The sequence below is a fragment of the Sphingomonas sp. RIT328 genome, from assembly GCF_000632225.1.
In the GTDB taxonomy this organism is placed as follows: domain Bacteria; phylum Pseudomonadota; class Alphaproteobacteria; order Sphingomonadales; family Sphingomonadaceae; genus Sphingomonas; species Sphingomonas kyungheensis.
The window spans coordinates 37,884-58,409 of sequence record NZ_JFYV01000023.1; the positions used below are offsets into that span (position 1 = coordinate 37,884).

The 20,526-nt window shown below is 69.8% G+C and carries 26 protein-coding genes; 18 read left to right on the forward strand and 8 right to left on the reverse strand.

Annotation, left to right across the window (positions count from 1 at the left end):
- Window positions 1–58: 58 nt before the first annotated feature.
- The 4 genes from BW41_RS11095 to fumC all read right to left on the reverse strand — a co-directional run bounded on the left by BW41_RS11095 (window position 59) and on the right by fumC (window position 3,649).
- Complete coding sequence (locus BW41_RS11095; RefSeq protein WP_037534453.1) at window positions 59–256, reverse strand: hypothetical protein; 198 nt, start codon at window positions 254–256, stop codon at window positions 59–61.
- Entirely contained in the window at window positions 253–465 is a 213-nt protein-coding gene (locus tag BW41_RS11100; protein WP_037534455.1) for a hypothetical protein, read from the reverse strand. Before BW41_RS11100 ends, BW41_RS11095 begins: the two co-directional genes overlap by 4 nt.
- Before the next feature lie 112 nt (window positions 466–577).
- Window positions 578–1,903 carry a methyl-accepting chemotaxis protein gene (locus BW41_RS11105; protein ID WP_051583444.1) on the reverse strand — a complete coding sequence of 442 codons (1,326 nt, stop codon included), beginning with the start codon at window positions 1,901–1,903 and terminating at the stop codon, window positions 578–580.
- A 357-nt stretch (window positions 1,904–2,260) separates the two neighbouring features.
- Window positions 2,261–3,649, reverse strand: coding sequence for a class II fumarate hydratase (fumC, locus tag BW41_RS11110; RefSeq protein WP_037534456.1), 1,389 nt, complete (start codon window positions 3,647–3,649; stop codon window positions 2,261–2,263).
- Window positions 3,650–3,713: 64 nt separating this feature from the next.
- Between fumC and BW41_RS11115 the strand changes: the two genes are divergently transcribed.
- Window positions 3,714–4,289 (forward strand): hypothetical protein, encoded by a 576-nt coding sequence (locus BW41_RS11115; RefSeq protein WP_037534458.1) that lies wholly within the window; start codon window positions 3,714–3,716, stop codon window positions 4,287–4,289.
- 19 nt (window positions 4,290–4,308) lie between these two features.
- Here the strand turns inward: BW41_RS11115 and BW41_RS11120 are convergent, their stop codons facing one another.
- Together BW41_RS11120 and BW41_RS11125 are read right to left on the reverse strand one after the other, a co-directional pair.
- On the reverse strand, window positions 4,309–4,722 hold the full coding sequence (locus BW41_RS11120) for a GNAT family N-acetyltransferase (protein WP_235199734.1): 414 nt from the start codon (window positions 4,720–4,722) through the stop codon (window positions 4,309–4,311).
- 2 nt (window positions 4,723–4,724) lie between these two features.
- Window positions 4,725–5,210, reverse strand: coding sequence for an SspB family protein (locus tag BW41_RS11125; RefSeq protein ID WP_037534460.1), 486 nt, complete (start codon window positions 5,208–5,210; stop codon window positions 4,725–4,727).
- Between the two features lie 75 nt (window positions 5,211–5,285).
- Between BW41_RS11125 and hisB the strand changes: the two genes are divergently transcribed.
- The 10 genes from hisB (at window position 5,286) to BW41_RS11170 (ending at window position 11,278) form a co-directional block, all read left to right on the forward strand.
- Complete coding sequence (gene hisB / locus BW41_RS11130) at window positions 5,286–5,873, forward strand: imidazoleglycerol-phosphate dehydratase HisB (RefSeq protein ID WP_037534462.1); 588 nt, start codon at window positions 5,286–5,288, stop codon at window positions 5,871–5,873.
- Window positions 5,870–6,187 carry a YciI family protein gene (locus BW41_RS11135; RefSeq protein ID WP_051583445.1) on the forward strand — a complete coding sequence of 106 codons (318 nt, stop codon included), beginning with the start codon at window positions 5,870–5,872 and terminating at the stop codon, window positions 6,185–6,187. The genes hisB and BW41_RS11135 overlap by 4 nt, the downstream gene beginning before the upstream one ends.
- Window positions 6,184–6,789, forward strand: coding sequence for an imidazole glycerol phosphate synthase subunit HisH (gene hisH, locus BW41_RS11140; protein ID WP_037534464.1), 606 nt, complete (start codon window positions 6,184–6,186; stop codon window positions 6,787–6,789). Before BW41_RS11135 ends, hisH begins: the two co-directional genes overlap by 4 nt.
- On the forward strand, window positions 6,786–7,523 hold the full coding sequence (gene hisA / locus BW41_RS11145) for a 1-(5-phosphoribosyl)-5-[(5-phosphoribosylamino)methylideneamino]imidazole-4-carboxamide isomerase (RefSeq protein ID WP_037534733.1): 738 nt from the start codon (window positions 6,786–6,788) through the stop codon (window positions 7,521–7,523). Before hisH ends, hisA begins: the two co-directional genes overlap by 4 nt.
- Window positions 7,523–7,762, forward strand: coding sequence for a hypothetical protein (locus BW41_RS11150; RefSeq protein ID WP_037534466.1), 240 nt, complete (start codon window positions 7,523–7,525; stop codon window positions 7,760–7,762). The genes hisA and BW41_RS11150 overlap by 1 nt, the downstream gene beginning before the upstream one ends.
- Window positions 7,759–8,520, forward strand: coding sequence for an imidazole glycerol phosphate synthase subunit HisF (gene hisF, locus BW41_RS11155; RefSeq protein ID WP_037534468.1), 762 nt, complete (start codon window positions 7,759–7,761; stop codon window positions 8,518–8,520). The genes BW41_RS11150 and hisF overlap by 4 nt, the downstream gene beginning before the upstream one ends.
- Before the next feature lie 121 nt (window positions 8,521–8,641).
- Window positions 8,642–8,797 (forward strand): hypothetical protein, encoded by a 156-nt coding sequence (locus BW41_RS21585; protein ID WP_200870405.1) that lies wholly within the window; start codon window positions 8,642–8,644, stop codon window positions 8,795–8,797.
- Between the two features lie 32 nt (window positions 8,798–8,829).
- Window positions 8,830–9,138: a phosphoribosyl-ATP diphosphatase gene (locus BW41_RS11160; RefSeq protein ID WP_037534469.1), complete on the forward strand. Its 309-nt coding sequence runs from the start codon at window positions 8,830–8,832 to the stop codon at window positions 9,136–9,138.
- A 10-nt stretch (window positions 9,139–9,148) separates the two neighbouring features.
- On the forward strand, window positions 9,149–9,526 hold the full coding sequence (locus BW41_RS11165) for a histidine triad nucleotide-binding protein (protein ID WP_037534472.1): 378 nt from the start codon (window positions 9,149–9,151) through the stop codon (window positions 9,524–9,526).
- 159 nt (window positions 9,527–9,685) lie between these two features.
- Window positions 9,686–11,278 carry an amino acid permease gene (locus BW41_RS11170; RefSeq protein ID WP_037534474.1) on the forward strand — a complete coding sequence of 531 codons (1,593 nt, stop codon included), beginning with the start codon at window positions 9,686–9,688 and terminating at the stop codon, window positions 11,276–11,278.
- Between the two features lie 376 nt (window positions 11,279–11,654).
- Here BW41_RS11170 and BW41_RS11175 read toward each other — a convergent pair whose 3' ends face one another.
- On the reverse strand, window positions 11,655–12,653 hold the full coding sequence (locus tag BW41_RS11175; RefSeq protein ID WP_037534476.1) for an adenosine kinase: 999 nt from the start codon (window positions 12,651–12,653) through the stop codon (window positions 11,655–11,657).
- Window positions 12,654–12,755: 102 nt separating this feature from the next.
- On the opposite strand from BW41_RS11175, the gene BW41_RS11180 reads away from it, so the two are divergent.
- The 3 genes from BW41_RS11180 to BW41_RS11190 all read left to right on the forward strand — a co-directional run bounded on the left by BW41_RS11180 (window position 12,756) and on the right by BW41_RS11190 (window position 15,349).
- On the forward strand, window positions 12,756–13,442 hold the full coding sequence (locus BW41_RS11180; protein WP_037534479.1) for an EI24 domain-containing protein: 687 nt from the start codon (window positions 12,756–12,758) through the stop codon (window positions 13,440–13,442).
- Window positions 13,439–13,801, forward strand: coding sequence for a hypothetical protein (locus tag BW41_RS11185; RefSeq protein ID WP_037534480.1), 363 nt, complete (start codon window positions 13,439–13,441; stop codon window positions 13,799–13,801). The genes BW41_RS11180 and BW41_RS11185 overlap by 4 nt, the downstream gene beginning before the upstream one ends.
- Window positions 13,802–14,272: 471 nt before the next feature.
- Window positions 14,273–15,349: a PepSY-associated TM helix domain-containing protein gene (locus BW41_RS11190; protein ID WP_037534483.1), complete on the forward strand. Its 1,077-nt coding sequence runs from the start codon at window positions 14,273–14,275 to the stop codon at window positions 15,347–15,349.
- On the opposite strand, the gene queG is transcribed toward BW41_RS11190, so the two are convergent.
- Window positions 15,338–16,390, reverse strand: a complete 1,053-nt coding sequence (queG, locus tag BW41_RS11195; RefSeq protein ID WP_037534485.1) for a tRNA epoxyqueuosine(34) reductase QueG — start codon at window positions 16,388–16,390, stop codon at window positions 15,338–15,340. The genes BW41_RS11190 and queG overlap by 12 nt on opposite strands.
- A 66-nt stretch (window positions 16,391–16,456) precedes the next feature.
- On the opposite strand from queG, the gene BW41_RS11200 reads away from it, so the two are divergent.
- The 4 genes from BW41_RS11200 (at window position 16,457) to msrB (ending at window position 20,280) form a co-directional block, all read left to right on the forward strand.
- Window positions 16,457–17,377 carry an ABC transporter ATP-binding protein gene (locus BW41_RS11200; protein WP_037534487.1) on the forward strand — a complete coding sequence of 307 codons (921 nt, stop codon included), beginning with the start codon at window positions 16,457–16,459 and terminating at the stop codon, window positions 17,375–17,377.
- On the forward strand, window positions 17,374–18,597 hold the full coding sequence (locus BW41_RS11205) for an ABC transporter permease (protein ID WP_037534488.1): 1,224 nt from the start codon (window positions 17,374–17,376) through the stop codon (window positions 18,595–18,597). Before BW41_RS11200 ends, BW41_RS11205 begins: the two co-directional genes overlap by 4 nt.
- A 124-nt stretch (window positions 18,598–18,721) precedes the next feature.
- A complete protein-coding gene (locus BW41_RS11210) occupies window positions 18,722–19,717 on the forward strand; it encodes an endonuclease/exonuclease/phosphatase family protein (RefSeq protein WP_051583446.1) in 996 nt (331 codons plus the stop codon).
- A gap of 68 nt (window positions 19,718–19,785) precedes the next feature.
- Complete coding sequence (gene msrB / locus BW41_RS11215) at window positions 19,786–20,280, forward strand: peptide-methionine (R)-S-oxide reductase MsrB (RefSeq protein ID WP_037534489.1); 495 nt, start codon at window positions 19,786–19,788, stop codon at window positions 20,278–20,280.
- Window positions 20,281–20,526: the final 246 nt, after the last annotated feature.

Consider the following 20,526-nt stretch of genomic DNA (forward strand, 5'->3'; position numbering starts at 1 on the left):
GACCGTTGAAAAGTCACGGAAGGTCACGGCTCCCGCGCGGCGGCGGGAGCCGGAGGGGTCAGGCGCCGCGCGATTGACGGCGGCGATCATAGGCCTTCTTGGCGACGTAGCCGCCGCCGATCAGCATGCCGAGCGGACCCATGCGGCGCATCGCGCCCATGGTCAGCGCGCCGATCGCGGCGCCCTTAAGCCCGCCGCCGCCCTCGCGACGATCCATCTCGCGTCCGACGAGCGCACCGATAATCCTGCCGATCATTCTACCTCTCCGAAAATCCAGTCTTTGAGTTCCGCCGCGCCGCGCAACACCCCCCAGCCGACCGCATAGGTGACGACGAGCGGTGCGACGACCTTGAGGACGTTGGCGGTCACCGCACCGATGATCGCGCCATCGGCGACGCCGTCGTCATCGCCGGACAGCGAATCGATCGCCGCGCCGATCAGCGCGCCGGTGGTGGTGGTGCTCACGTGCGTCCCCTCTTGACGTTGCGGAAAAGCAAGCGCGCGAGTCGAAGGGAAGTTCCTCGTTTAGGGTCCGGTCCGGTACGAATAGGCCATCACGCCGCCGATAGGCCCCGCCCTACCCGCTCCGGCGGGTCAGCGCGGCGCGGCGCGGCGCTATCGGCGTCAGCACCCGCCCGCCGCCGGCCGGGGCGGGTTCGAGCCGGAAGCGCGCGATCTGCTGCCCCAGTTCGGCGGCGCGACCGGCCAGGCCGGAGGAGGACGCCTTGGTCTCCTGCGCCATTGCGGCATTTTCTTGCGTCATCACGCTCAGTTCGTTGATCGCCGTGTTGATCTGGCCGAGCCCCTCCGCCTGACTGCGTCCGCTGTCGGCGACCCGCGCGACGAGCGCACGCGCGTCCTCCACGCGTTCGCGGATATGGCGGAGCGCCGCATCGGTCTCGCCGACCAGCCGCACGCCGGTGGCGATCTCGCCGCCGACCGCGCCGACCCGCGCCTTGACCTCGCGCGCGGCTTCGGCGGACCGCTGCGCGAGCGCGCGCACCTCCTGCGCCACCACCGCGAAGCCGCGGCCGGCATCGCCCGCCCGCGCCGCCTCGACACCCGCGTTGAGCGCGAGCAAATTGGTCTGGAAGGCGATGCCGTCGATCAGCGCGATGATGTCACCGATTTCGGTGCCGCTCCGCTCGATGCCATGCATCGCCGCGATCGCGCGCTGCGCCACGTCGCCGCTCGCCGCGGCGGCCGCACTCGCCTCGGCCGCGAGCTGATCGGCGCGGATGCCGTCCGTCGCCGCCGCCGCGACATCGCGCGTCAGCACCTCGAGCGCGGCGGCGCTTTCTTCCAGCGCGGCGGCCTGGCGTTCGGTGCGCTCGGCAAGCGCCTCGGCATCGCGGCGGATCGCATGCGTGTCGGCATCGATCGCATCGGCACGCTCGCCGACCCCGGCGATGATCGCGCGCAGATCGACGAGCACCTTGTTATAGGCGGCGCGCACCGGCTCGTACCGCTCATCGAGCCTGGTGGCGATCGGCTGGGTGAGATCGCCCCCGGCCAGCCGGCTCAGCCCGCCGGTGATCGCCGTGATGAGCGCGTCGATCTCGCTGATGTCCATGCAGGTCGCGATGATCGCGGGGCGCCCGTCATTCTCCGCGAGGAAGACCGACACCAAGGCGGGGAACTGGCTGCCGTCCTTGCGCAACCCGCGGAACGGCATCCGCGCGACGCCGGTACGCTCCACCTCCTGCAACAGAGCGGCGGTCGCGGCGCGCGAGGATACGCCATTGTCCTGCAATTCGGGGGACGTCAGTCCCAGCGGCTGGCCGATGAAGTCGTCGCGGGTGCGGCCGAACAGCCGCAGCGCCGCAGGATTGCAGTCGATATACCGCCCGTCCTGCACCATGTAGATCGCCTCCGGCGAGGCATTGAAGTAAAATTCGGCCATCGATGGACGCTTCCGCCCGACAATCCAGTTTCGCACCGCTTATCCGCCTCCCCCATCGCTCTGATTAACTAATCTAGAGCAAATTTCGGCGGCATCGCGGCCGTCCGCATAGGGAATTGGCGGCTTTCGCCGCTAGTGGCCGCCGCCCGACGACAGTATCTGGTTAATCCGAATGGCTTCGCCCGAACGCGGAAGAAGAATTATTTTCACCGCCGATACGGAGGCGATCTCCGTATCGCGGCGACCGGAATTGCTGTCGCCGATCCCGTCCCGACCCGGACGGGATCGCGCCGCGAACGTGGTTCAGCCGGCAAAAGCGTCCGGATCAGCGCGTCACCGGCTGCCGTATCGCGACATCTACCGCCCGATCATCGTCTCCGGCCGCACCAGCCGGTCGAAGGTCGCTTCGTCGACCAGCCCGAGCGCCAGAACGGCCTGGCGCAGCGTCGTGCCGGTCTGATGGGCGTGTTTGGCGATCTTGGCGGCATTGTCATAGCCGACCTCGGGCGCCAGCGCCGTCACCAGCATCAGCGATTGCTCGACCAGTTGCGCGATACGGTCGCGATTGGCGCGGAGGCCGGCGACAGTGCGGTCGGCGAAGCTCTGCATGCCGGTGCTGAGCAGCGCGATCGACCGGAGCACGTTCGCCCCGATCAGCGGCTTGAAGACGTTGAGCTCCATATGGCCCTGCAATCCGCCGACGGTGACCGCGGCATTGTTGCCCATCACCTGCGCGGCGACCATCGTCAGCATCTCGGCCTGCGTCGGATTGACCTTGCCGGGCATGATCGAGCTGCCGGGCTCGTTGGCGGGCAGGTCGAGCTCGCCGAGGCCCGAGCGCGGGCCGGAGCCGAGCAGGCGGATGTCGTTGGCGATCTTGGTCAGCGCGACGGCGAGGACGTTGAGCGTGCCGTGGAGGTCGACCAGCCCGTCGTTCGACGCCAGCGCCTCGAACTTGTTGGGCGCGGTGACGAACGGCAGGCCGGTCAGCGCGGCGATCTCCGCCGCGACATCCTCGGCGAAGCCTTGCGGCGCGTTCAGCCCGGTGCCGACCGCGGTGCCGCCCTGCGCGAGCGGCAGGATGGCGCGTTCGACCGTGCTCTCGATCCGCGCCCGCGCATTGGCGAGCTGCTGGACATAGCCCGAAAATTCCTGGCCGAGCGTCAGCGGCGTCGCATCCTGCAGATGCGTGCGGCCGATCTTGACGAGATCGTCCCACTCCGCCGCCTTGGCGGCGAGCGCGTCGTGCAGGCTCTGCAAGGCGGGATAGAGCTGTCGCGTCACCGCCAGCGCGGCGGCGACGTGAAGCGCGGTCGGGAAACTGTCATTGGACGACTGACCGCGGTTGACGTCGTCATTGGGGTGGATGGGGGTCTTGCCACCGCGTGTGCCGGTCAGCCGCTCGTTGGCGCGGCCGGCGATCACCTCGTTGACGTTCATGTTCGACTGGGTGCCGCTGCCGGTCTGCCAGATGACCAGCGGGAATTGATCGTCGAGCGTCCCGGCGACGATCTCCGCCGCCGCGGCCTCGATCGCCTCGGCCTTGTCGGCGGCGAGGCCATGGCGGCGATTGACCCGCGCCGCGGCCTGTTTGACGATCGCCAGCGCATGGACAATCTCGACCGGCATCCGCTCGCGCGGACCGAAGGGGAAATTCTCGAGGCTGCGTTCGGTCTGCGCGCCCCAATAGGCGTCGGCGGGAACCTCGATCGGGCCGATCGAGTCGGTTTCGGTGCGCGTGGTCATGCGACGCAATATCACCGTCGGGGTGGGTTGATTCAAGGGCAGCGGTCGCGCAGTCTCGGCGCTGATGATTTGGATCGCCCTGCTGGTCGCGCAGCCGACCGCCGCCGCGCCCTGCGCTTATGATCGCGATCGGCTGCTCGCGCTCGATCTGAACGCTTTCGATCAGGATATGACCGGCGGTTGGCGCAAGTTGGAGGAGGATGGGTGCGAGGCGGACGCGGCCGACCTCATCCGCGACTGGCGCGTTGCGCATCATGCCCGCGAAACCATCCTGTACTGGCACGAGGGGCAGTTGCGCGCCGATCTAGGCCAGACCGCTGCGGCGATCGCGTTGTTCCGCCGGGCCTATAAGACTGCCGAGCAGGATCATGGCTTCGGCTGGAATCTCTATGTCGACGGCACGATCGCCTTCCTGCGCCGCGACCGCCCGGCGTTTGACATGGCGAAGGCCAAGCTCGCCGCGCTGCCGCGCCCGACCGGCGTTACCTTCAACGGTCCTGACGGCAAGCCGCACCCTGTCTCCTGGCCGTTGAATATGAACGTCTTCGAGGGTCTCGCGCGGTGTTGGGACAAGCCGTACAAGGCGGCCTATGCGTGCGCGAAGCCGTTGTTTCGAGTGACGAAACCCGATCCGGCATAGCATCGCCGCCCAGCCACGGTCAGCCGATCCGCTTCGACAGGAAGAATCGCGCTTCGTCTGGTGGATAGTCGTCGATCTGACCGAAGCAGCGATAGCCGAGCTTTTCGTAGAAGCCGCGCGCCTGGAAGCTGAAGGTATCGAGCCACAGGCCGACGCAATCGAGACGCCGCGCCTCCGCCTCCGCCGCGGCCATCAGCTGCCGGCCGAGCCCCTGCCCCCGCATTGTGCTCGGAACGACGAGATATTGCACGAACAGCCAGCGATAGCTCGCCATGCCCCACAGACCGCCGACGATAGCGCCGGCTTCGTCGCGCAGCACGATCGCGACCGGGTGACGCTCGGTCGGCCCGACCGCCGCATCGTTGAAGGCGACGAGCGGCGCGAGGATCGCCTCGCGCTCCCGATCCCCGGGCGCGGCGACGATCTCGATCACGCTTATTTCTTCCGCTTGAAGTCCACGCTGACCACGTTGGATCCGTCCGGCGCGGGTGTCGCGGTCGGGCCGTCGTTCTCCGCCTCGTCATGCGGCTCGGGGCCGTCGCTCGGGTCCTCGGTCGCCTGGAAGCGCAGTTCGAAATTGACCGCGGGGTCGTGGAAGCCGGTGATCGCCGAATAGGGGATGACCAGCTTGGACGGCACCTGGTTGAAGCTCAGCCCGACGGAGAATTTGCGCTCGTCGACCAGCAGGTCCCAATAGCGGTTCTGCAGCACGATCGTCATTTCGTCGGGGAAGCGTTCGATCAGCCGCTGCGGGATGTCGACGCCCGGCGCCTGCGTCTTGAAGGTGATGTAGAAGTGATGCTCGCCGGGCAGGCCGCCCGATTCGGCGACGGAGCCGAGCACCCGTCCGACGACGGCACGCAGCGCCTCCTGGACGATCTCGTCATACGGGATAAGGCTATCGGGCAGGCCATCGGTCATGCCCCTTGGGTAGCGTATCGCCCGGACGGGTCAAGATTGTGTGTGACGCCACACGCTCCTATGGGACGAGCCGACATGCGCAGCGCCACGATCAACCGCTCCACCGCCGAAACGCGGATCGACGTCACCGTCAATCTCGACGGCACCGGCGTCTATTCGATCAACACCGGCATCGGCTTCCTCGATCATATGGTCGAACAGCTCAGCCGCCACGGGCTGATCGACATCGACCTCAAGGTCGACGGCGACCTGCATATCGACGGGCATCACACCGTCGAGGATTCGGCGCTGGCGCTCGGCCAGGCGGTGGCGCAGGCGCTCGGCGACAAGCGCGGCATCCGCCGTTATGGCGACGCGCTGTCGCCGATGGACGAGACGCTGACCCGCGTCGCGCTCGACATTTCTGGGCGGCCGTGGCTGGTGTGGAAGACCGCCTTCACCGTGTCGCGGCTCGGCGAGCTCGACACCGAGCTGATCGAACACTGGTTCCACAGTTTCGCCCAGACCGCCGGCATCACGCTCCACGTCGAGACGCTGTACGGCAGCAACAACCACCATATCGTCGAGGCGGCGTTCAAGGGCCTCGCCCGCGCGCTGCGCGCCGCGGTCGAGATCGATCCGCGCAAGGCGGATGCGATCCCCTCGACCAAGGGCGTGCTGTGAGCGAGCCCTTCGCCCGGCCGGGCGCCCATATGTGCATCGTCTCGCTGACCTATGGCGGCGACCTCGATGCGATCGACGCGGCGATGAGCGATCATGTCGACTGGCTCGCCGACGGCTATGCCAACGGCCGGTTCGTCGCCTCGGGCCGCAAGCAGCCGCGCAGCGGCGGGATCATCATCGTCGTCGGCAGCAAGAGCGTGACCGAGGAGCTGATCGCCACCGATCCCTTCGTGTCGCGCGGGCTGGCGACGGCGGAGATCATCCCCTTCACCGCGAGCATGGCGGCGCTGCCGCTCGGCGACCTGCTGTCATGACGATCGCGCTGATCGACTATGGCGCGGGCAACCTCCATTCGGTGGAGAATGCCCTGCGTGCGGCGGGCGCCACCGACCTTACCGTCACCGCCGATGCCGAGGTGGTGGCGCGCGCCGATCGCATCGTCCTGCCCGGCGTCGGCGCGTTCGGCGCCTGCGCGCGGGCGCTGCGCGACGTGCCGGGGATGATCGAGGCGATGGAGCGCCGCGTCCGGCGCGAGGGCGCGCCGTTCCTCGGGGTGTGCGTCGGCATGCAGTTGATGGCGGATTCCGGCGAGGAGATGGGCGTCCATCAGGGGCTCGGCTGGGTGCGCGGCCGGGTGCGGCGGATCGAGCCGGGCACGACGGACGCCAAGGTGCCGCATATGGGCTGGAACGACGTCGTGCCGCGCGGCGACCATCCGCTGGTGCCGGCGGGCGAGGCCTATTTCCTGCACAGCTATATGTTCGAGGGCGAGGACGTGATCGCGACCAGCGACCATGCCGGCCCGGTCACCGCCGCGATCGCACGCGACACGATGCTCGGCGTCCAGTTCCATCCCGAGAAGAGCCAGCGCTACGGCCTGGCGATGCTTGCCAAATTCCTGGAGTGGCGGCCGTGAGCCTGATCGTCTTCCCCGCCATCGACCTCAAGAACGGCCAGGTCGTCCGCCTCGCCGAGGGCGATATGGACCGCGCCACCGTCTATGGCGACGATCCCGCCGCACAGGCGATGCTGTTCGCCGAGGCGGGGGCGCAGCATCTCCACGTCGTCGACCTCGACGGCGCCTTTGCGGGGGAATCGGTCAATGGCGAGGCGGTGCGCGGCATCGTCGCGCGCTTTCCCGGCCACGTGCAGCTCGGCGGCGGCATCCGCAACCGCGCGAGCGTCGAACGCTGGTTCGACCTCGGCGTGTCGCGCGTCGTCATCGGCACCGCGGCACTCGACGATCCTGAATTCGTCCGCGGCGCGGCGCGCGACTTTCCCGGCGGCGTCGTCGTCGCGGTCGATGCGCGCGACGGCATGGTCGCGACCAAGGGCTGGGCGGACGTGTCGACGACCAGCGTCGTCGATCTCGCGCGGCGGTTCGAGGATGCCGGGGTGGCGGCGCTGCTGTTCACCGACGTCGGTCGCGACGGATTGCTCAAGGGCGCGAACATCGAGGCGACGGTCGACCTTGCCCGCTCGGTCGACATTCCGGTGATCGCCAGCGGCGGCGTCGCGGGAATCGCGGACATCCACGTCCTCGCGCTGCACGCGCGCGACGGCGTGGAGGGCGTCATCACCGGTCGCGCGCTGTACGACGGCCGGCTCGACCTCGCCGCCGCGCTCAGCGTCGCACAGGCGGCGGAATGATGAACCCGGGTCTCGCCGGTCTGTTCGCCGGGGGCGTGGCCGGCGTCTATGTGCCGACGCTGCGCGACCAGATCCGCGACGGCCGGATCGAGATGCCGCTCGGCGGGATCAACCCGATCGGCGTGCGGCGCGACGAGCATCCGCTCGCCTTCCTGCTCTGTAGCGTCGCGATGGTCGGATGTGTCGCGATCCTGTTGATCGTCTCGGCGATCCTCGTCGTGCGGGCATTCCTGTCATGACCGTCCGCGCCCGCGTCATCCCATGCCTCGACGTCGCCGACGGGCGCGTCGTCAAGGGCGTCAATTTCGTCGCGCTGCGCGACGCCGGCGATCCGGTCGAACAGGCGCGCGCCTATGATGCCGCCGGGGCGGACGAGCTCTGCTTCCTCGACATCACCGCCAGCCATGAGGATCGCGGCACAATCCTCGACGTGGTTAGGCGGACCGCGTCGGTCTGCTTCATGCCGCTGACCGTCGGCGGCGGCGTCCGCTCCGCCGAGGACGCGCGCGCGCTGCTGCTCGCGGGGGCGGACAAGGTCGCGGTCAACTCGGCGGCAGTGGCACGGCCCGAGGTGGTCGCCGACATCGCCGAGCGTTTCGGCAGCCAATGCTGCGTCGCCTCGGTCGATGCGCGCCGCGTCGGCGAACGCTGGGAGGTGTTCACCCATGGCGGCCGTCGCCCGACCGGGATCGATGCGATCGCCCATGCCGAACGGCTCGCCGCGCTCGGCGCGGGCGAGTTGCTCGTCACCTCGATGGACCGCGACGGCACGCGCAGCGGCTACGACCTCGCCCTCGTCCGTGCGATCGCCGACCGGGTGAGCGTGCCGGTGGTGGCGAGCGGCGGCGTCGGTGGCCTCGACGATCTCGTCGCCGGGGTGCGCGACGGCCATGCGAGCGCCGTCCTCGCCGCCTCGATCTTCCATTTCGGTGAGGCGAGCATCGCCGACGCGCACGCCGCCCTCGCCGCGGCGGGGATACCGGTGCGCCGCCACTGAGCGCATCGCCCTGCCCTCACCCCGCGGCGCTGCGCGCCTTCCCCTCTCCCGCCGGCAGAGGGGACGAGACGGCATAGCCGGCGAGGGGTGAGGACCGCAAAGACGTGCTACGGAACCGCCCATGATCGCGCTTCTCTCCGTCGCGGGCGGCCACTCCGGCGTCGTCCATCGTCGCACCGGCCCCGAATGGTCCGACCTTGCGCTGTTCGTCGTCGCGGCGCTCGGCCTGTGGCTGGTGCGGCGCGCGTTGCGGCGGCGGTTCACAGGTAAGGATTGACCGGCACCCGCCTCTCGCGCCAAGCGGGGGCGATGGACCCGCTCGACCGCCTGGACGCCACGATCCGCGCCCGCCGCGACGCCGCCGACCCCGGCCGCTCCTATGTCGCCAGCCTGTTCGCCAAGGGGCGACCCAAGATCGCGCAGAAGGTCGGCGAGGAGGCGACCGAGACGGTGATCGCCGCGCTCGCCGCGCCGGAAACGCTCGCCGCCGAGGCGGCCGACCTCGTCTTCCACCTGCTCGTGCTGCTCGCCGACGCCGGACTGGGGCTGGACGACGTGCGCGCCGAACTGGCCCGGCGCGAGGGCGTATCGGGCCATGACGAGAAAGCCTCGCGCTAGGAGGACCGACATGCCGATCGACGCCACGCAGCCCTATGACGACCAGAACGTCTTCGCCCGCATCCTGCGTGGCGAGATCCCGTCGCGACGCGTCTACGAAGACGATTATGCCGTCGCCTTCCACGATATCGCGCCTGTCGCGCCGGTGCATATCCTCGTCGTCCCGCGCGGCGCCTATGTCTCCTGGGACGATTTCAGCGCGCGCGGCTCGGCCGAGGAGATCGCCGGCTTCGTCCGCGCGATCGGCCATGTCGCGCGCGAGCACGAGCTGGTCGCACCGGGCTATCGCCTGCTCGCCAATATCGGCGGCGATGCCGGGCAGGAGGTGCCGCACCTCCACGTCCACCTGTTCGGCGGGCGTCCGCTGGGGCCGATGCTGGCGGGCTGAAAACACCCGTCTCGGCGATGGCACCGGCGCCGCGCGCTGCGGTGAGCCGGGCCGCTTACCCAGATAAGGGATTGCCTCTGCCCCATTAGGGGTTAGCATCGTTCGCTTCACCATGCGGCGGCAGTCAACGACCGTCCGCATCTGGGGGGATAGAGCTTCATGATTTTCGGGCGCGTCAAACCTCTCGACGCCATTCTCGCCACCGCCGAAAAACGCGGGCTGCACCGCTCGCTCGGCGCGTTCCAGTTGACCATGCTGGGGATCGGCGCCGTCATCGGCACCGGCATCTTCGTCCTCACCTCCGAAGCCGCGCAAAAGGCGGGGCCGGGCATGCTGCTGTCGTTCGTCGTCGCCGGCTTCGTCTGCGCGGTCGCGGCGCTCTGCTATTCCGAACTCGCCTCGATGGTGCCGGTATCGGGATCGGCTTACACCTACACCTATGCGGTGACGGGCGAGATCCTCGCCTGGATGGTCGGCTGGGCCTTGATCCTCGAATATGCGGTCGGCGCGAGCGCGGTCGCGGTCGGCTGGTCGAACCATGCGGTCGGATTGCTGCGCGGATTGGGCGTCGCCTTCCCCGCGGCGATCAGCAACGCCGATGCGCTGATGGCGCATATGCAGATCGCGTTCGGCGCGACGCCCAATGCCGACCTGCAGACCGCCATGTCGGTCGGCGGCTGGATCAACGTGCCGGCGGTGATCGTCGTCGCCTTCGTCACCTGGCTGCTCATCATCGGCACCACCGAGAGCGCGCGCGTCAACGCGGTGCTGGTGCTGATCAAGATCGCCGCGCTCACCGCCTTCGTGGCGCTGACCGTGCCGGTCGCCAATGCGACCAATTTCGATCCCTTCCTGCCGACCGGCGGCGTCGGGGTGCTCGGCGCCGCGGCGTCGATCTTCTTCGCCTATGTCGGCTTCGACGCGGTGTCGACCGCGGCGGAGGAGACCAAGAACCCGCAGCGCAACGTGCCGATCGGCCTGATCGGCAGCCTGGTGATCTGCACCATCTTCTACCTGCTCGTCGCGAGCGGCGCGATCGGCGCGATCGGCGCGCAGCCGGTGATGAGCGCCGGTCAGGTGCTCGCGCCCGGATCGGCCGAACTCGCCGGCCGCTGCGCCAGCATCGTCGCGGGCGGCGCCGTCGAGCCGCTGGTCTGTTCGAAGGAGGCGCTGGTCCATGTGCTCGACACGATCGGCTGGCCGGCGATCGGGCGGCTGGTCGGCCTCGCCGCGGTGCTGGCGCTGCCGTCGGTGGTGCTGATGATGATGTTCGGCCAGACCCGCATCTTCTTTACCATGGCGCGCGACGGGCTGCTGCCCGAACGGCTCGCCGCGGTGCATCCGAAGTTCCACACGCCGCACGTCGTCACCGTCGTCACCGGCGTCGCCGCGGCGATCGCGGCGGCGGTGCTGCCGGTCGGCAAGCTCGCCGATTATTCCAACGCGGGAACGCTGTTCGCCTTCCTGATGGTGGCGGTGTCGGTGATGGTGCTGCGCAAGACCGATCCGGGCCGCAAGCGGCCGTTCCGCACGCCGGGGGTCTATATCGTCGCGCCGCTGGCGATCATCGGCTGCGTCGGCCTCTATCTGTCGCTGCCGCTGACCGCCAAGCTGGTGCTGCCGATCTGGGGGCTGATCGGGCTGTTGATCTATTTCGGCTACAGCCGCCGCCGCTCCTACGTCGGGCGCGGCATCTTCGACACCGTCGACGATCCGGCGATGCAACCGGAAGTCGCCAAGCCGCTGGACTGACCGTCCGGACGATCGACATGAGAAAGGCCGGGGGAGCGATCCTCCGGCCTTTTTCGTGGCGGGAGGGGCGCCGATCGATGACGCGATGAGCCCTGCTCTTCTCCGCGCCTTCGCGTGACGATGATCGCGCGAAGACGCGAAGACGCGAAGAGGATGTGAGCGGGGCCAAGCCCCTGCCCCGTTACCGTTCGAGGGAATCGCTGCGTCGAGACGGACGCGCCATCTTCGCGCCTTCGCGTCTTCGCGTGATATTTGCGCAGCCGCGCGGCGGACGCGGGGTAGCGTCCGGCAGCTACATTCTATCGCCGAAGCGCTGTCTCTGCGTCCCCTGCGCCTCCGCGCGCAAAAGCTCACGCGGCGGCGCAGAGGGCAAGGATCAGCCGAGCTTGCTCGCGGCGAGCGCCTTCATGTCGACGTTGGGGCGGGCGCCGAAGTGGCTGATGATCTCCGCCGCGCAGATCGCGCCGAGCTTGAGCGACGCTTCCAGCCCCTTGCCCTGCGCCTGACCGTGGAGGAAGCCCGCCGCGAACAGGTCGCCGGCCCCCGTCGTGTCGACGACGCGCGCGATCGGCTCGGCGGCGACGTCGGCGCGCTGGCCGTGCTGGATCGCGCTCGCCCCTGCCGCGCCGCGGGTGACGACCAGGGTCGGCACCTGCGCGGCGAGCTTGGCGACCGCCGCATCGAAATCCTCGACCTCGGCGAGCGCGGTCAGCTCGCCCTCATTGGCGAACAGGATGTCGATGAGGCCATCGGCGATCAGTTGCCGGAAATCGCCGCCGTGGCGGCCGATGCAGAAGACGTCGGACAGCGTGAAGGCGACCTTGCGGCCGGCCTTGCGCGCCGCCTCGATCGCCGCGCGCATCGCCGCGCGCGGCTCCTCGGGATCCCACAGATAGCCTTCGAGGTAGAGGATCGCCGCATCCTCGATCATCGCCAGATCGAGCGCCTGCTCGGGCAGATATTGCGACGCGCCGAGATAGGTGTTCATCGTCCGCTGGCCGTCGGGCGTAACGAAGATCAGGCAGCGCGCGGTGGTCGGCTGGCCGGGACGGACCGGCGTGGCGAAATCGACGCCGGCGGCGCGGATGTCGTGCGCGAACACCTCGCCGAGCTGATCGTCGGCGACCTGGCCGATGAAGGCGGTGCGGCCGCCGAGCGCGGCGATGCCGGCGACGGTGTTCGCCGCCGAACCGCCCGACACCTCGCGTCCCGGACCCATTTTGGCATAGAGCGCGTCGGCATCCTCGGGCGAGAACATCAGCTGCATCGATCCCTTGGCGACGCCGATCGATTCGATGAAGGCGTCGTCCGCCTGCGAAAGGATATCGACGATCGCATTGCCGATCGCGACCACGTCATATTTGGGCTGGGACAAGGATAAGGCTCCGAAAGCGAAACGCCGTCCCTAGAGGGCGCGCGGCGGGCGCGCAACGTGGCGGCGGTTGACGCGGGCGCCGGTGCGCGTCACGCCGGGACGATGCTGCGCGCGCTCGCCCTGTCCGTCGCCCAATTGACTGATGGCGCGGTGCTGCGCGTGCTGGTCAAGTCGCTGCTGGTGACGCTCGCGGTCTTCGCGGCGCTGGGCGCCGGCCTGTATGTCGGATTGCGGGCGTTGCTCGTCGGCGGGCTCGGCAGCGGCTATGGCGATGGCCTTGCCGGCGCGGCGGCGGTGGTGCTGATGGTGCTCGGCGCATGGCTGCTGTTCCGGGTGATCGCGGTCGCGGTGCTCGGGCTGTTCGGCGACGAGGTGGTCGCGGCGGTCGAGGCGCGCCACTATCCCGCCGCCCACGCCGCGGCGCGGACGGTCGGCCCGGCGCGCTCTGTGCGGCTGGCGCTCGGCTCGGCGGCGCGGGCGGTGGCGGTCAACCTGCTGATGCTGCCCGTCTATATCGCGCTGCTGTTCACCGGGATCGGACCGGCGATCGGCTTCTTCCTGGTCAATGCGGTGCTGCTCGGCCGCGACCTCGGCGAGATGGTGGCGAGCCGGCATATGGACGATGCGACGATGCGGGGCTGGCGCACGGCGACGCGGGGGCAGCGCTTCCTCCTCGGGCTTGTCGGCACCGGGCTGTTCGTGGTTCCGCTGGTCAACCTCGTCGCGCCGATCCTCGGCGCCGCGATGGCGACGCACCTGTTCCATGCGTCGAAGGGGATGAAGGCGTGAAGACGGTTGCGGTATTGGGATTGGCCCTGCTGGCGGGAGCGTGCGCCGCACCGGGGGTCGCGCCGCCGACCGCCAGCAAACCGGTCATCCCCTATACCAGCGCCGGGCTGGAGCGGGTGATCGGCCAGAACGAGGCGGGGCTGGTCACGCTGTTCGGCAAGCCCGACGCCGACATCCGCGAAGGCGCCGCGCGCAAGCTGCAGTTCGCCGGGCCGATCTGCGTGCTCGACGCCTATCTCTACCCCGACGGATCGCAGCCGCCGCGCGTCACCTATCTCGACGCGCGCGAACCCGACGGCAGCAGCATCGATCGCGCGAGCTGCGTCGCGGCGCTGACCCGGCGCGACGGCGGGAAGTAGCAGGCGGTTCGCTGGTGGGGCGCGGGGGAGCGAGGTGATGTCGCTTGCCTGAGCGATGACCGTTCCCGCAACACCGTGACGAGCCCGAGCCGGGCGGGAGCCTATCGTCATCGTTAGTGGGTTCGCGACGCCTGCCCCAAATCACCCACCACCCCGGCGGAGGTCGGAGTCCAGTCGGGGGGCCGTGGTGCCTCATCACAGACCTTCCCCAACTGGCCCCCGACCTTCGCCGGGGTGGTGAGAGTGGTGGCTCGTGACGTCCGCAGACGTTTCGACTCGTTCCGGGACCCATGTTGGCCCCGTTTAGGAGCGGCCGCGACGGCGACCGATGACTGTCGGGCACGTCCCGCCTGACGGGCCTACCCGGCAAGTACCTCACATCACGGTGAAACCTTCATCGCTATTGCGAACCACTTGCGATACTATCCCACGCCGTTTAAGTCCCGCGTTTCACCATCGGGGGACATCACAATGCGGCTGCTGTCGCTGCTGCATCGCTGGATCGGCGGGATTGCCGGGCTGCTGCTCGCCCTGCTCGGCCTCAGCGGGGCGCTGCTGGTCTGGCGCGACCGGCTGACCTTCGTGCCGCATGCCGGTGATGCGCCGCACCACGATCCGGCGGCGCTGGCGCGGATCGTCGACACGCTGGCACAGGGCGACCGTGCGATCGACCGGATCAGCTTCGCGAGCGACGCGATCGGCGTTCATCAGGTTGCCTTTGCCGATGGCGGCGGCGCCTATCTCAGCCAGAGCGGTGAGACCGTCGCGCGCTGGTCGTCGCTGTGGCAGCGCCCCGAATTGTGGCTGTTCGACCTGCACCACCGGCTGCTGCTCGGCGAGACGGGCGAGACGATCAACGGCATCGCCGCGCTGATCGGCCTGGGCTTCGTCATCAGCGGCGTCATCCTGTGGTGGCGGATGCGCGCGCGCTTCCGGCCGCGGCTGTGGCCGGCGAAGATGACCGCGGGGGCGATCGTCCACCAGCATCGCGATCTCGGCGTGCTGACCGCGCCGCTGCTCGCGGTGTCGCTGCTCACCGGCGCGATGATGGCGCTGCCCGCGGTCGGCGACCTGCTGGTCGGGCGCGACACCAAGCCGGCATTGCCCGACGTGCCGCCGGTGCCGGCGGGCGCGCGGCCGGCCTATACCCTGGTCTTCGCCGAGGCAGCGGCCCGCTTCCCGGAAGCCGAGCCGCGGCGGCTGCAATGGCCGCGCAAGCCCGGCAAGCCGATCGCGCTGCGGTTGCGGCAGCCGTTCGAATGGACGCCGAACGGGCGCACCTTCCTCTATTTCGATCCCGCGACGCTGGCGGTGGCGGGGGTCGTCGATCCGGCGCAGGCGGCCGGCAGCGGCTGGTGGCGCGAGAAGCTCTATCCGATCCATGCCGCCAAGGTCGGCGGGATCGTCTGGAAACTGGCGATGACCACATCCGGACTGGCGCTGGCGATGCTCGGCAGCCTTGCCGTCTACGGCTTCTGGCGGACGCGCTGGCAGGCGCGGCAGCGGCGGGCGCGGCCGGCGCGCCGCGTCCTGCGGTCAGCCGGCTAGCCGCGCCATCGCCCAGGCGGCGGCTTCCGCGACGACCGGGTCGGCGTCGTCCCGCAGCCGGGCGAGCGCCGGGAGCAGCTCTGCCGCGCCGCTGTTGCCCGCGGCGATCGCGGCGTTGCGCACCATGCGGTTGCGGCCGATCCGCTTGATCGGCGATCCGGCGAAGACCTGCCGGAAGCCGGCATCGTCGAGATCGAGCAGGTCGGCGAGCGCGGGCGCGGTCAGCTCGGCGCGCGGCTGGAAGGCGAGGTTCGCCGCCGCTGCCGCCGCGAACTTGTTCCACGGGCAGACCGCGAGGCAATCGTCGCAGCCATAGACGCGATTGCCGATCGCGGCACGGAACTGGTCCGGGATCGGCCCGGCATGTTCGATCGTCAGATAGGAGATGCAGCGCCGCGCATCGAGCCGATAGGGTGCCGGGAAGGCTTCGGTCGGACAGGCGCGCTGGCAGGCATCGCACGAGCCGCAACTGTCGCGGCCCGCGGCATCGGGCGCGAGGTCGAGCGTCGTGTAGATCGCGCCGAGGAACAGCCAGCTGCCATGCGCGCGGCTGACCAGATTGGTGTGCTTGCCCTGCCAGCCGAGCCCCGCCGCCTCGGCGAGCGGCTTTTCCATCACCGGGGCGGTGTCGACGAACACCTTGAGGTCGCAGCCCGCCTCCTGCGCCAGCCAGCGGCCGAGCGCCTTCAGCGCCTTCTTGACGACATCGTGATAGTCGCCGCCCTGCGCATAGACGGAGATGCGCGCGCGCTCCCCCTCCCCGGCCAGCCGCAGCGGATCGGCGGCGGGCGCGTAGCTCATGCCGAGCGCGACGATGCTGCGCACCGCCGGCCATAGTCCGGCAGGCGAGCCGCGGTGATGCGCGCGCTCCTCCATCCAGATCATGTCGCCGTGCCGCCCCTCGTCGAGCCATTGGCGCAGCCGCGCGGCGGTGTGCGGCGCGGCGTCGGCGCGCGCGATGCCGCAGGCGACGAAGCCCAGCTCCGCCGCCTTGGCCTTGATCCTGCTGGCGATATCGGCTTGCGGCTTGTCTTGCGGCACGTTCGCCCGCTACCACAGGCAGCGCCGCGATACACGCCTCGTGACGCGGCGAACGGGGGACGGGGTTTGGCGGACGATTGGGCGGTGCTCGCCGAACAGCTGGTGAAACGCTTCGGTGACCGGCGGGTGGTCGACGGGATCGATCTCGCGGTGCCGCGCGGCGCGATCTACGGCGTGCTCGGCCCCAATGGTGCGGGCAAGACGACGACGTTGCGCACCTTGCTCGGCATCGTCGAACCCGATGGCGGCCGGCGCGTCGTGCTCGGCCACGAGGCGCCGCGCGAGGCGAGCGACCGGATCGGCTATCTGCCCGAGGAACGCGGCCTCTATCCGTCGATGAAGGCGCGCGACGCGATCGCCTTCATGGGCGCGCTGCGCGGCCTCGACCGCCGCACCGGCCGCACCCGCGCCGCCGAGATGATGGAGGCGGCGGGCCTCGGCCATGCCGTCGACGAGAAGATCAAGAAACTGTCCAAGGGCATGGCGCAGCTGGTGCAGTTGCTCGGCTCGGTCGTGCACCGCCCCGACCTGCTCGTGCTCGACGAGCCCTTCTCGGGGCTCGACCCGGTCAATCAGGAAAAGCTCGAGGCGCTGATCCTCGCCGAGCGCGACCGCGGCGCGACGGTGCTGTTCTCGACGCATATCATGGCGCATGCCGAGCGCGTCTGCGACCGGCTGGCGATCATCGCCGGCGGCAAGCGCCGTTTCGAGGGGACGGTGGACGCGGCGCGTGGCACCTTGCCGAGCCGCGTGCGCTATCTGCCAAGCCGCCCTGATCCCGCCATCGCGGCGGTGCTGCCCGCCGATGCGGTCGCCGACGGCGACGCCTGGCGGTTCGAACTGCCGCCCGAGGGGATCGAGCGGCTGCTGGTGACGCTGATCGAGCGCGGCCACGGCATCGCTGGCCTGTCGATCGAGCGGCCGGGCCTGCACGATGCCTTCGTCCGCATCGTCGGCCGCGCCGCAGCCGAAGGAGAGATGGCATGAGCGCGATGCGCACCCTGCGTCAGGCGCTGACGATCGCGCGGCGCGATTTCGTCGCGACGGTGTTCACCCCCGTCTTCCTGCTGTTCCTGTTCGCGCCCGTGCTGCTCGGCTCCTTCTCGGCGATCGGCGGGATGGGCGCGGCGAGCGTCGCCGACAGCCGTGCCGACAAGACGCGGATCATCGCGATCGTCGGTGATCGGGCCGCGGGCGCGATGGCGGCGGCGGACAAGCGGCTGCGCACCGCCTTCCGCCGCGACGACGAGGCGCCGCCGGTGCTGGTCACCGAACGGCCCGGCCGCGATCCCGCCGCCCAGGCCCGCGCCGCCTTCGCCAGCGATCAGTTCGAGGCGAGCGCCGTCCTCTACGGCCCGCTCGACCGGCCGCAGATCTCCTATGGCGCGCGCGGCGGCCGCGCCGCCGATTATCTCGCGCTGCTCGCCGCGGAGACGGTCGCGGCGGAACGCGGCGGCACGACGCCGACAATCGCCGCGGTCAAGACGGCGAGCGAACGGCCGCGCAGCTCGGCGGCCAATCGCCGCCAGTCCGCGTCGTTCGCGGTGTTCGGCGTCTTCCTGCTCAACCTGTTCCTCGCCAGCCAGGTGGTCGGCACGATGGCGGAGGAGCGCAACAACAAGGTGATCGAGGTGCTCGCCGCCGCGGTGCCGCTGGAGAGCGTGTTCCTCGGCAAGCTGCTCGGCATGTTCGGCGTCGCCATCCTGTTCGTCGGCTTCTGGGGGACGATCATCGCGCGGCTCGGCGCGCTGCTGCCGCCCGACGTGGCCTCGGCGCTGGCGATCCAGGCGGCGGTCGGCATGCCGGCGTTCGTCGCACTGTTCGTGCTCTATTTCACCATGGCCTATCTGCTGCTCGGTTCCGCCTTCCTCGTCGTCGGCGCGCAGGCGTCGACCCCGCGCGAGATCCAGATGCTCGCGCTGCCGATCTCGATCGTGCAGATGGGGATGCTCGCGCTGGCGCTCGCCGGCACCGCGCGGCCGGACAGCTGGATCGCGACGGCCGCGCAGCTCTTCCCGCTGTCGTCGCCGTTCGCGATGGCGGGCCAGGCGGCGACCTCGCCGTCGCTGTGGCCGCATGTCGCGGCGATCGCGTGGCAATTGCTGTGGGTGACGATCTTCATCACGCTCGGCGCGCGGCTGTTCCGCCGCGGCGTGCTGCAATCGGGCAGCGCGCGGCCGTTCTGGAAGCGCGCCCGCTCCGGCTGAGCGCCGCCAACCTGCCGCGACGGCACGATTCCCATGTCAGATGACACCTATGTCATCGCTCGTACCTCACCGCGTCACACGCCTGAGCCTAATGACGGTTCCAACGTGATGGGGGGTTCGTATCATGCGGATGCCGGGTGTGCTGCTGTTGGCGTCGGTGCTGTTCGTCACCGGTCTTGCCGAGCCGAAATCGGTGATGGCGGTGGAGCCGTCGGTCGTCCACGCCGTGCCCACGGCCGGCCCGGTGACGGTGCTCTCCTATAATGTCGAAGGTCTGCCCTGGCCGCTGACGCATGGCCGCACCGCCGCCGCCGCGACGATCGCCGCCGAATTGCGCGCGATGCACGACCGCGGCGACGGGCCGCAGGTGGTCGCGGTGCAGGAGGCGTTCGGCGCGGCGCAAAAGGCGATCGGCAGCGCCGCCGGCTATCGCTACGTCGCTTACGGCCCGAGCGCCACAGACGATCGCGCTGCGCCGAAGACCGCCGACCAGCGCGCCTTCGTCGCCGACGCGAGCCTGTGGCATGGCGAGACCGAAGGCGCGCGCGAGGATAGCGGCCTCGCCGTCTTTTCCGATTATCCGATCCTGTGGGTCAAGCGCGTCGCCTTCCCGGCTTATGCCTGTGCCGGTTTCGACTGCCTCGCCAACAAGGGGATGCTCGCGGTCGCGTTGCGCGTGCCGGGGCAGAGCGCGCCGCTGGTCGTCGTCGACACCCACCTCAACTCGCGTGCCGCCTCCGGGGTCAAAGACGCGCGCAGCTTCTATGCCTATCAGCGGCAGGCCGATGCGCTGCGCAGCTTCATCGCCGGCGTCGGCGAGGGCGGCGCGTCGGTGATGCTCGCCGGCGACTTCAACGTCGGCAACGATCCGCAGCGGCAGGCCTATCTCGGCGCGACGCTCGGCGGCGACGGCATGACGATCGCCGCGTCGGAGACGGCATGCGGCGCGACCTGCCGCGCGATCGCGCCGACGCCGACGCTGGCGCATGCCAAGACCCTGGTCGCCTATCGCGGCACGCTGACCACGGCGGGCGCGACGCGCAGCTTCGGCACGCTGCCCGATGGCGACCGGCTGTCCGACCATATCGGCGTGATCCGCCAGTTCGCCTTCAACCTGTGACGGGTACGCCAGCGTACCGACGCGGCGCGGGGGATGCGGCGACGGCGGCGGCGCCTTACATAGCGGACATGGCTCACGATCCTTCTCGCCGTTCGTTATTTTCGCTGGCTGCCGCAGGCGTCGCCGGCGTCGCTCTCTGGGGCTGCCGCAGCGCGCCCGCCGCCGCCGCCGAGCGTTTCCCGGTGCAGATGAGCGATGCGGCGTGGCGCAAGAAGCTCGGCGATCAGGCCTGGGCGGTGCTGCGTCACGAGAGCACCGAACGACCGTTCACCAGCCCGCTCAACGACGAGCATCGCGCCGGCACCTTCCTGTGCAAGGGCTGTGCTTTGCCGCTGTTCGCCTCGCGCACGAAGTTCGACAGCGGCACGGGCTGGCCGAGCTTCTACGCGCCGCTGCCGCAGGCGGTGGCGACACGCACTGATTCATCGCTGATGATGCAGCGCGTCGAGGTGCATTGCCGCCAGTGCGGCGGCCATCTCGGCCACGTCTTCGACGACGGGCCGAAGCCAACGGGCAAGCGCTATTGCATGAACGGCGTCGCGATGACCTTCCGCCCGGCGTAACCGGGAGCTTCCGGAGGGCGCTGTTTCGTCCGGCGCAGCAGTCGGCGCGGAGTGCGGCCCGCTCGCTAACTCACGCCCGTTCGTGGCGTATCGCTGCCCTTCATCGCACCCCCTCCGCGCCTCCGCGCCTCCGCGTGAATCAAAGATTCGCGCTAGGCGCACCGATCGACGGATTCACGCGAAGGCGCGATGCCGCGAAGGTGAAGAGGGTTCACGCGGAGGCGCGGAGAAGTGGATTGGGGGGCG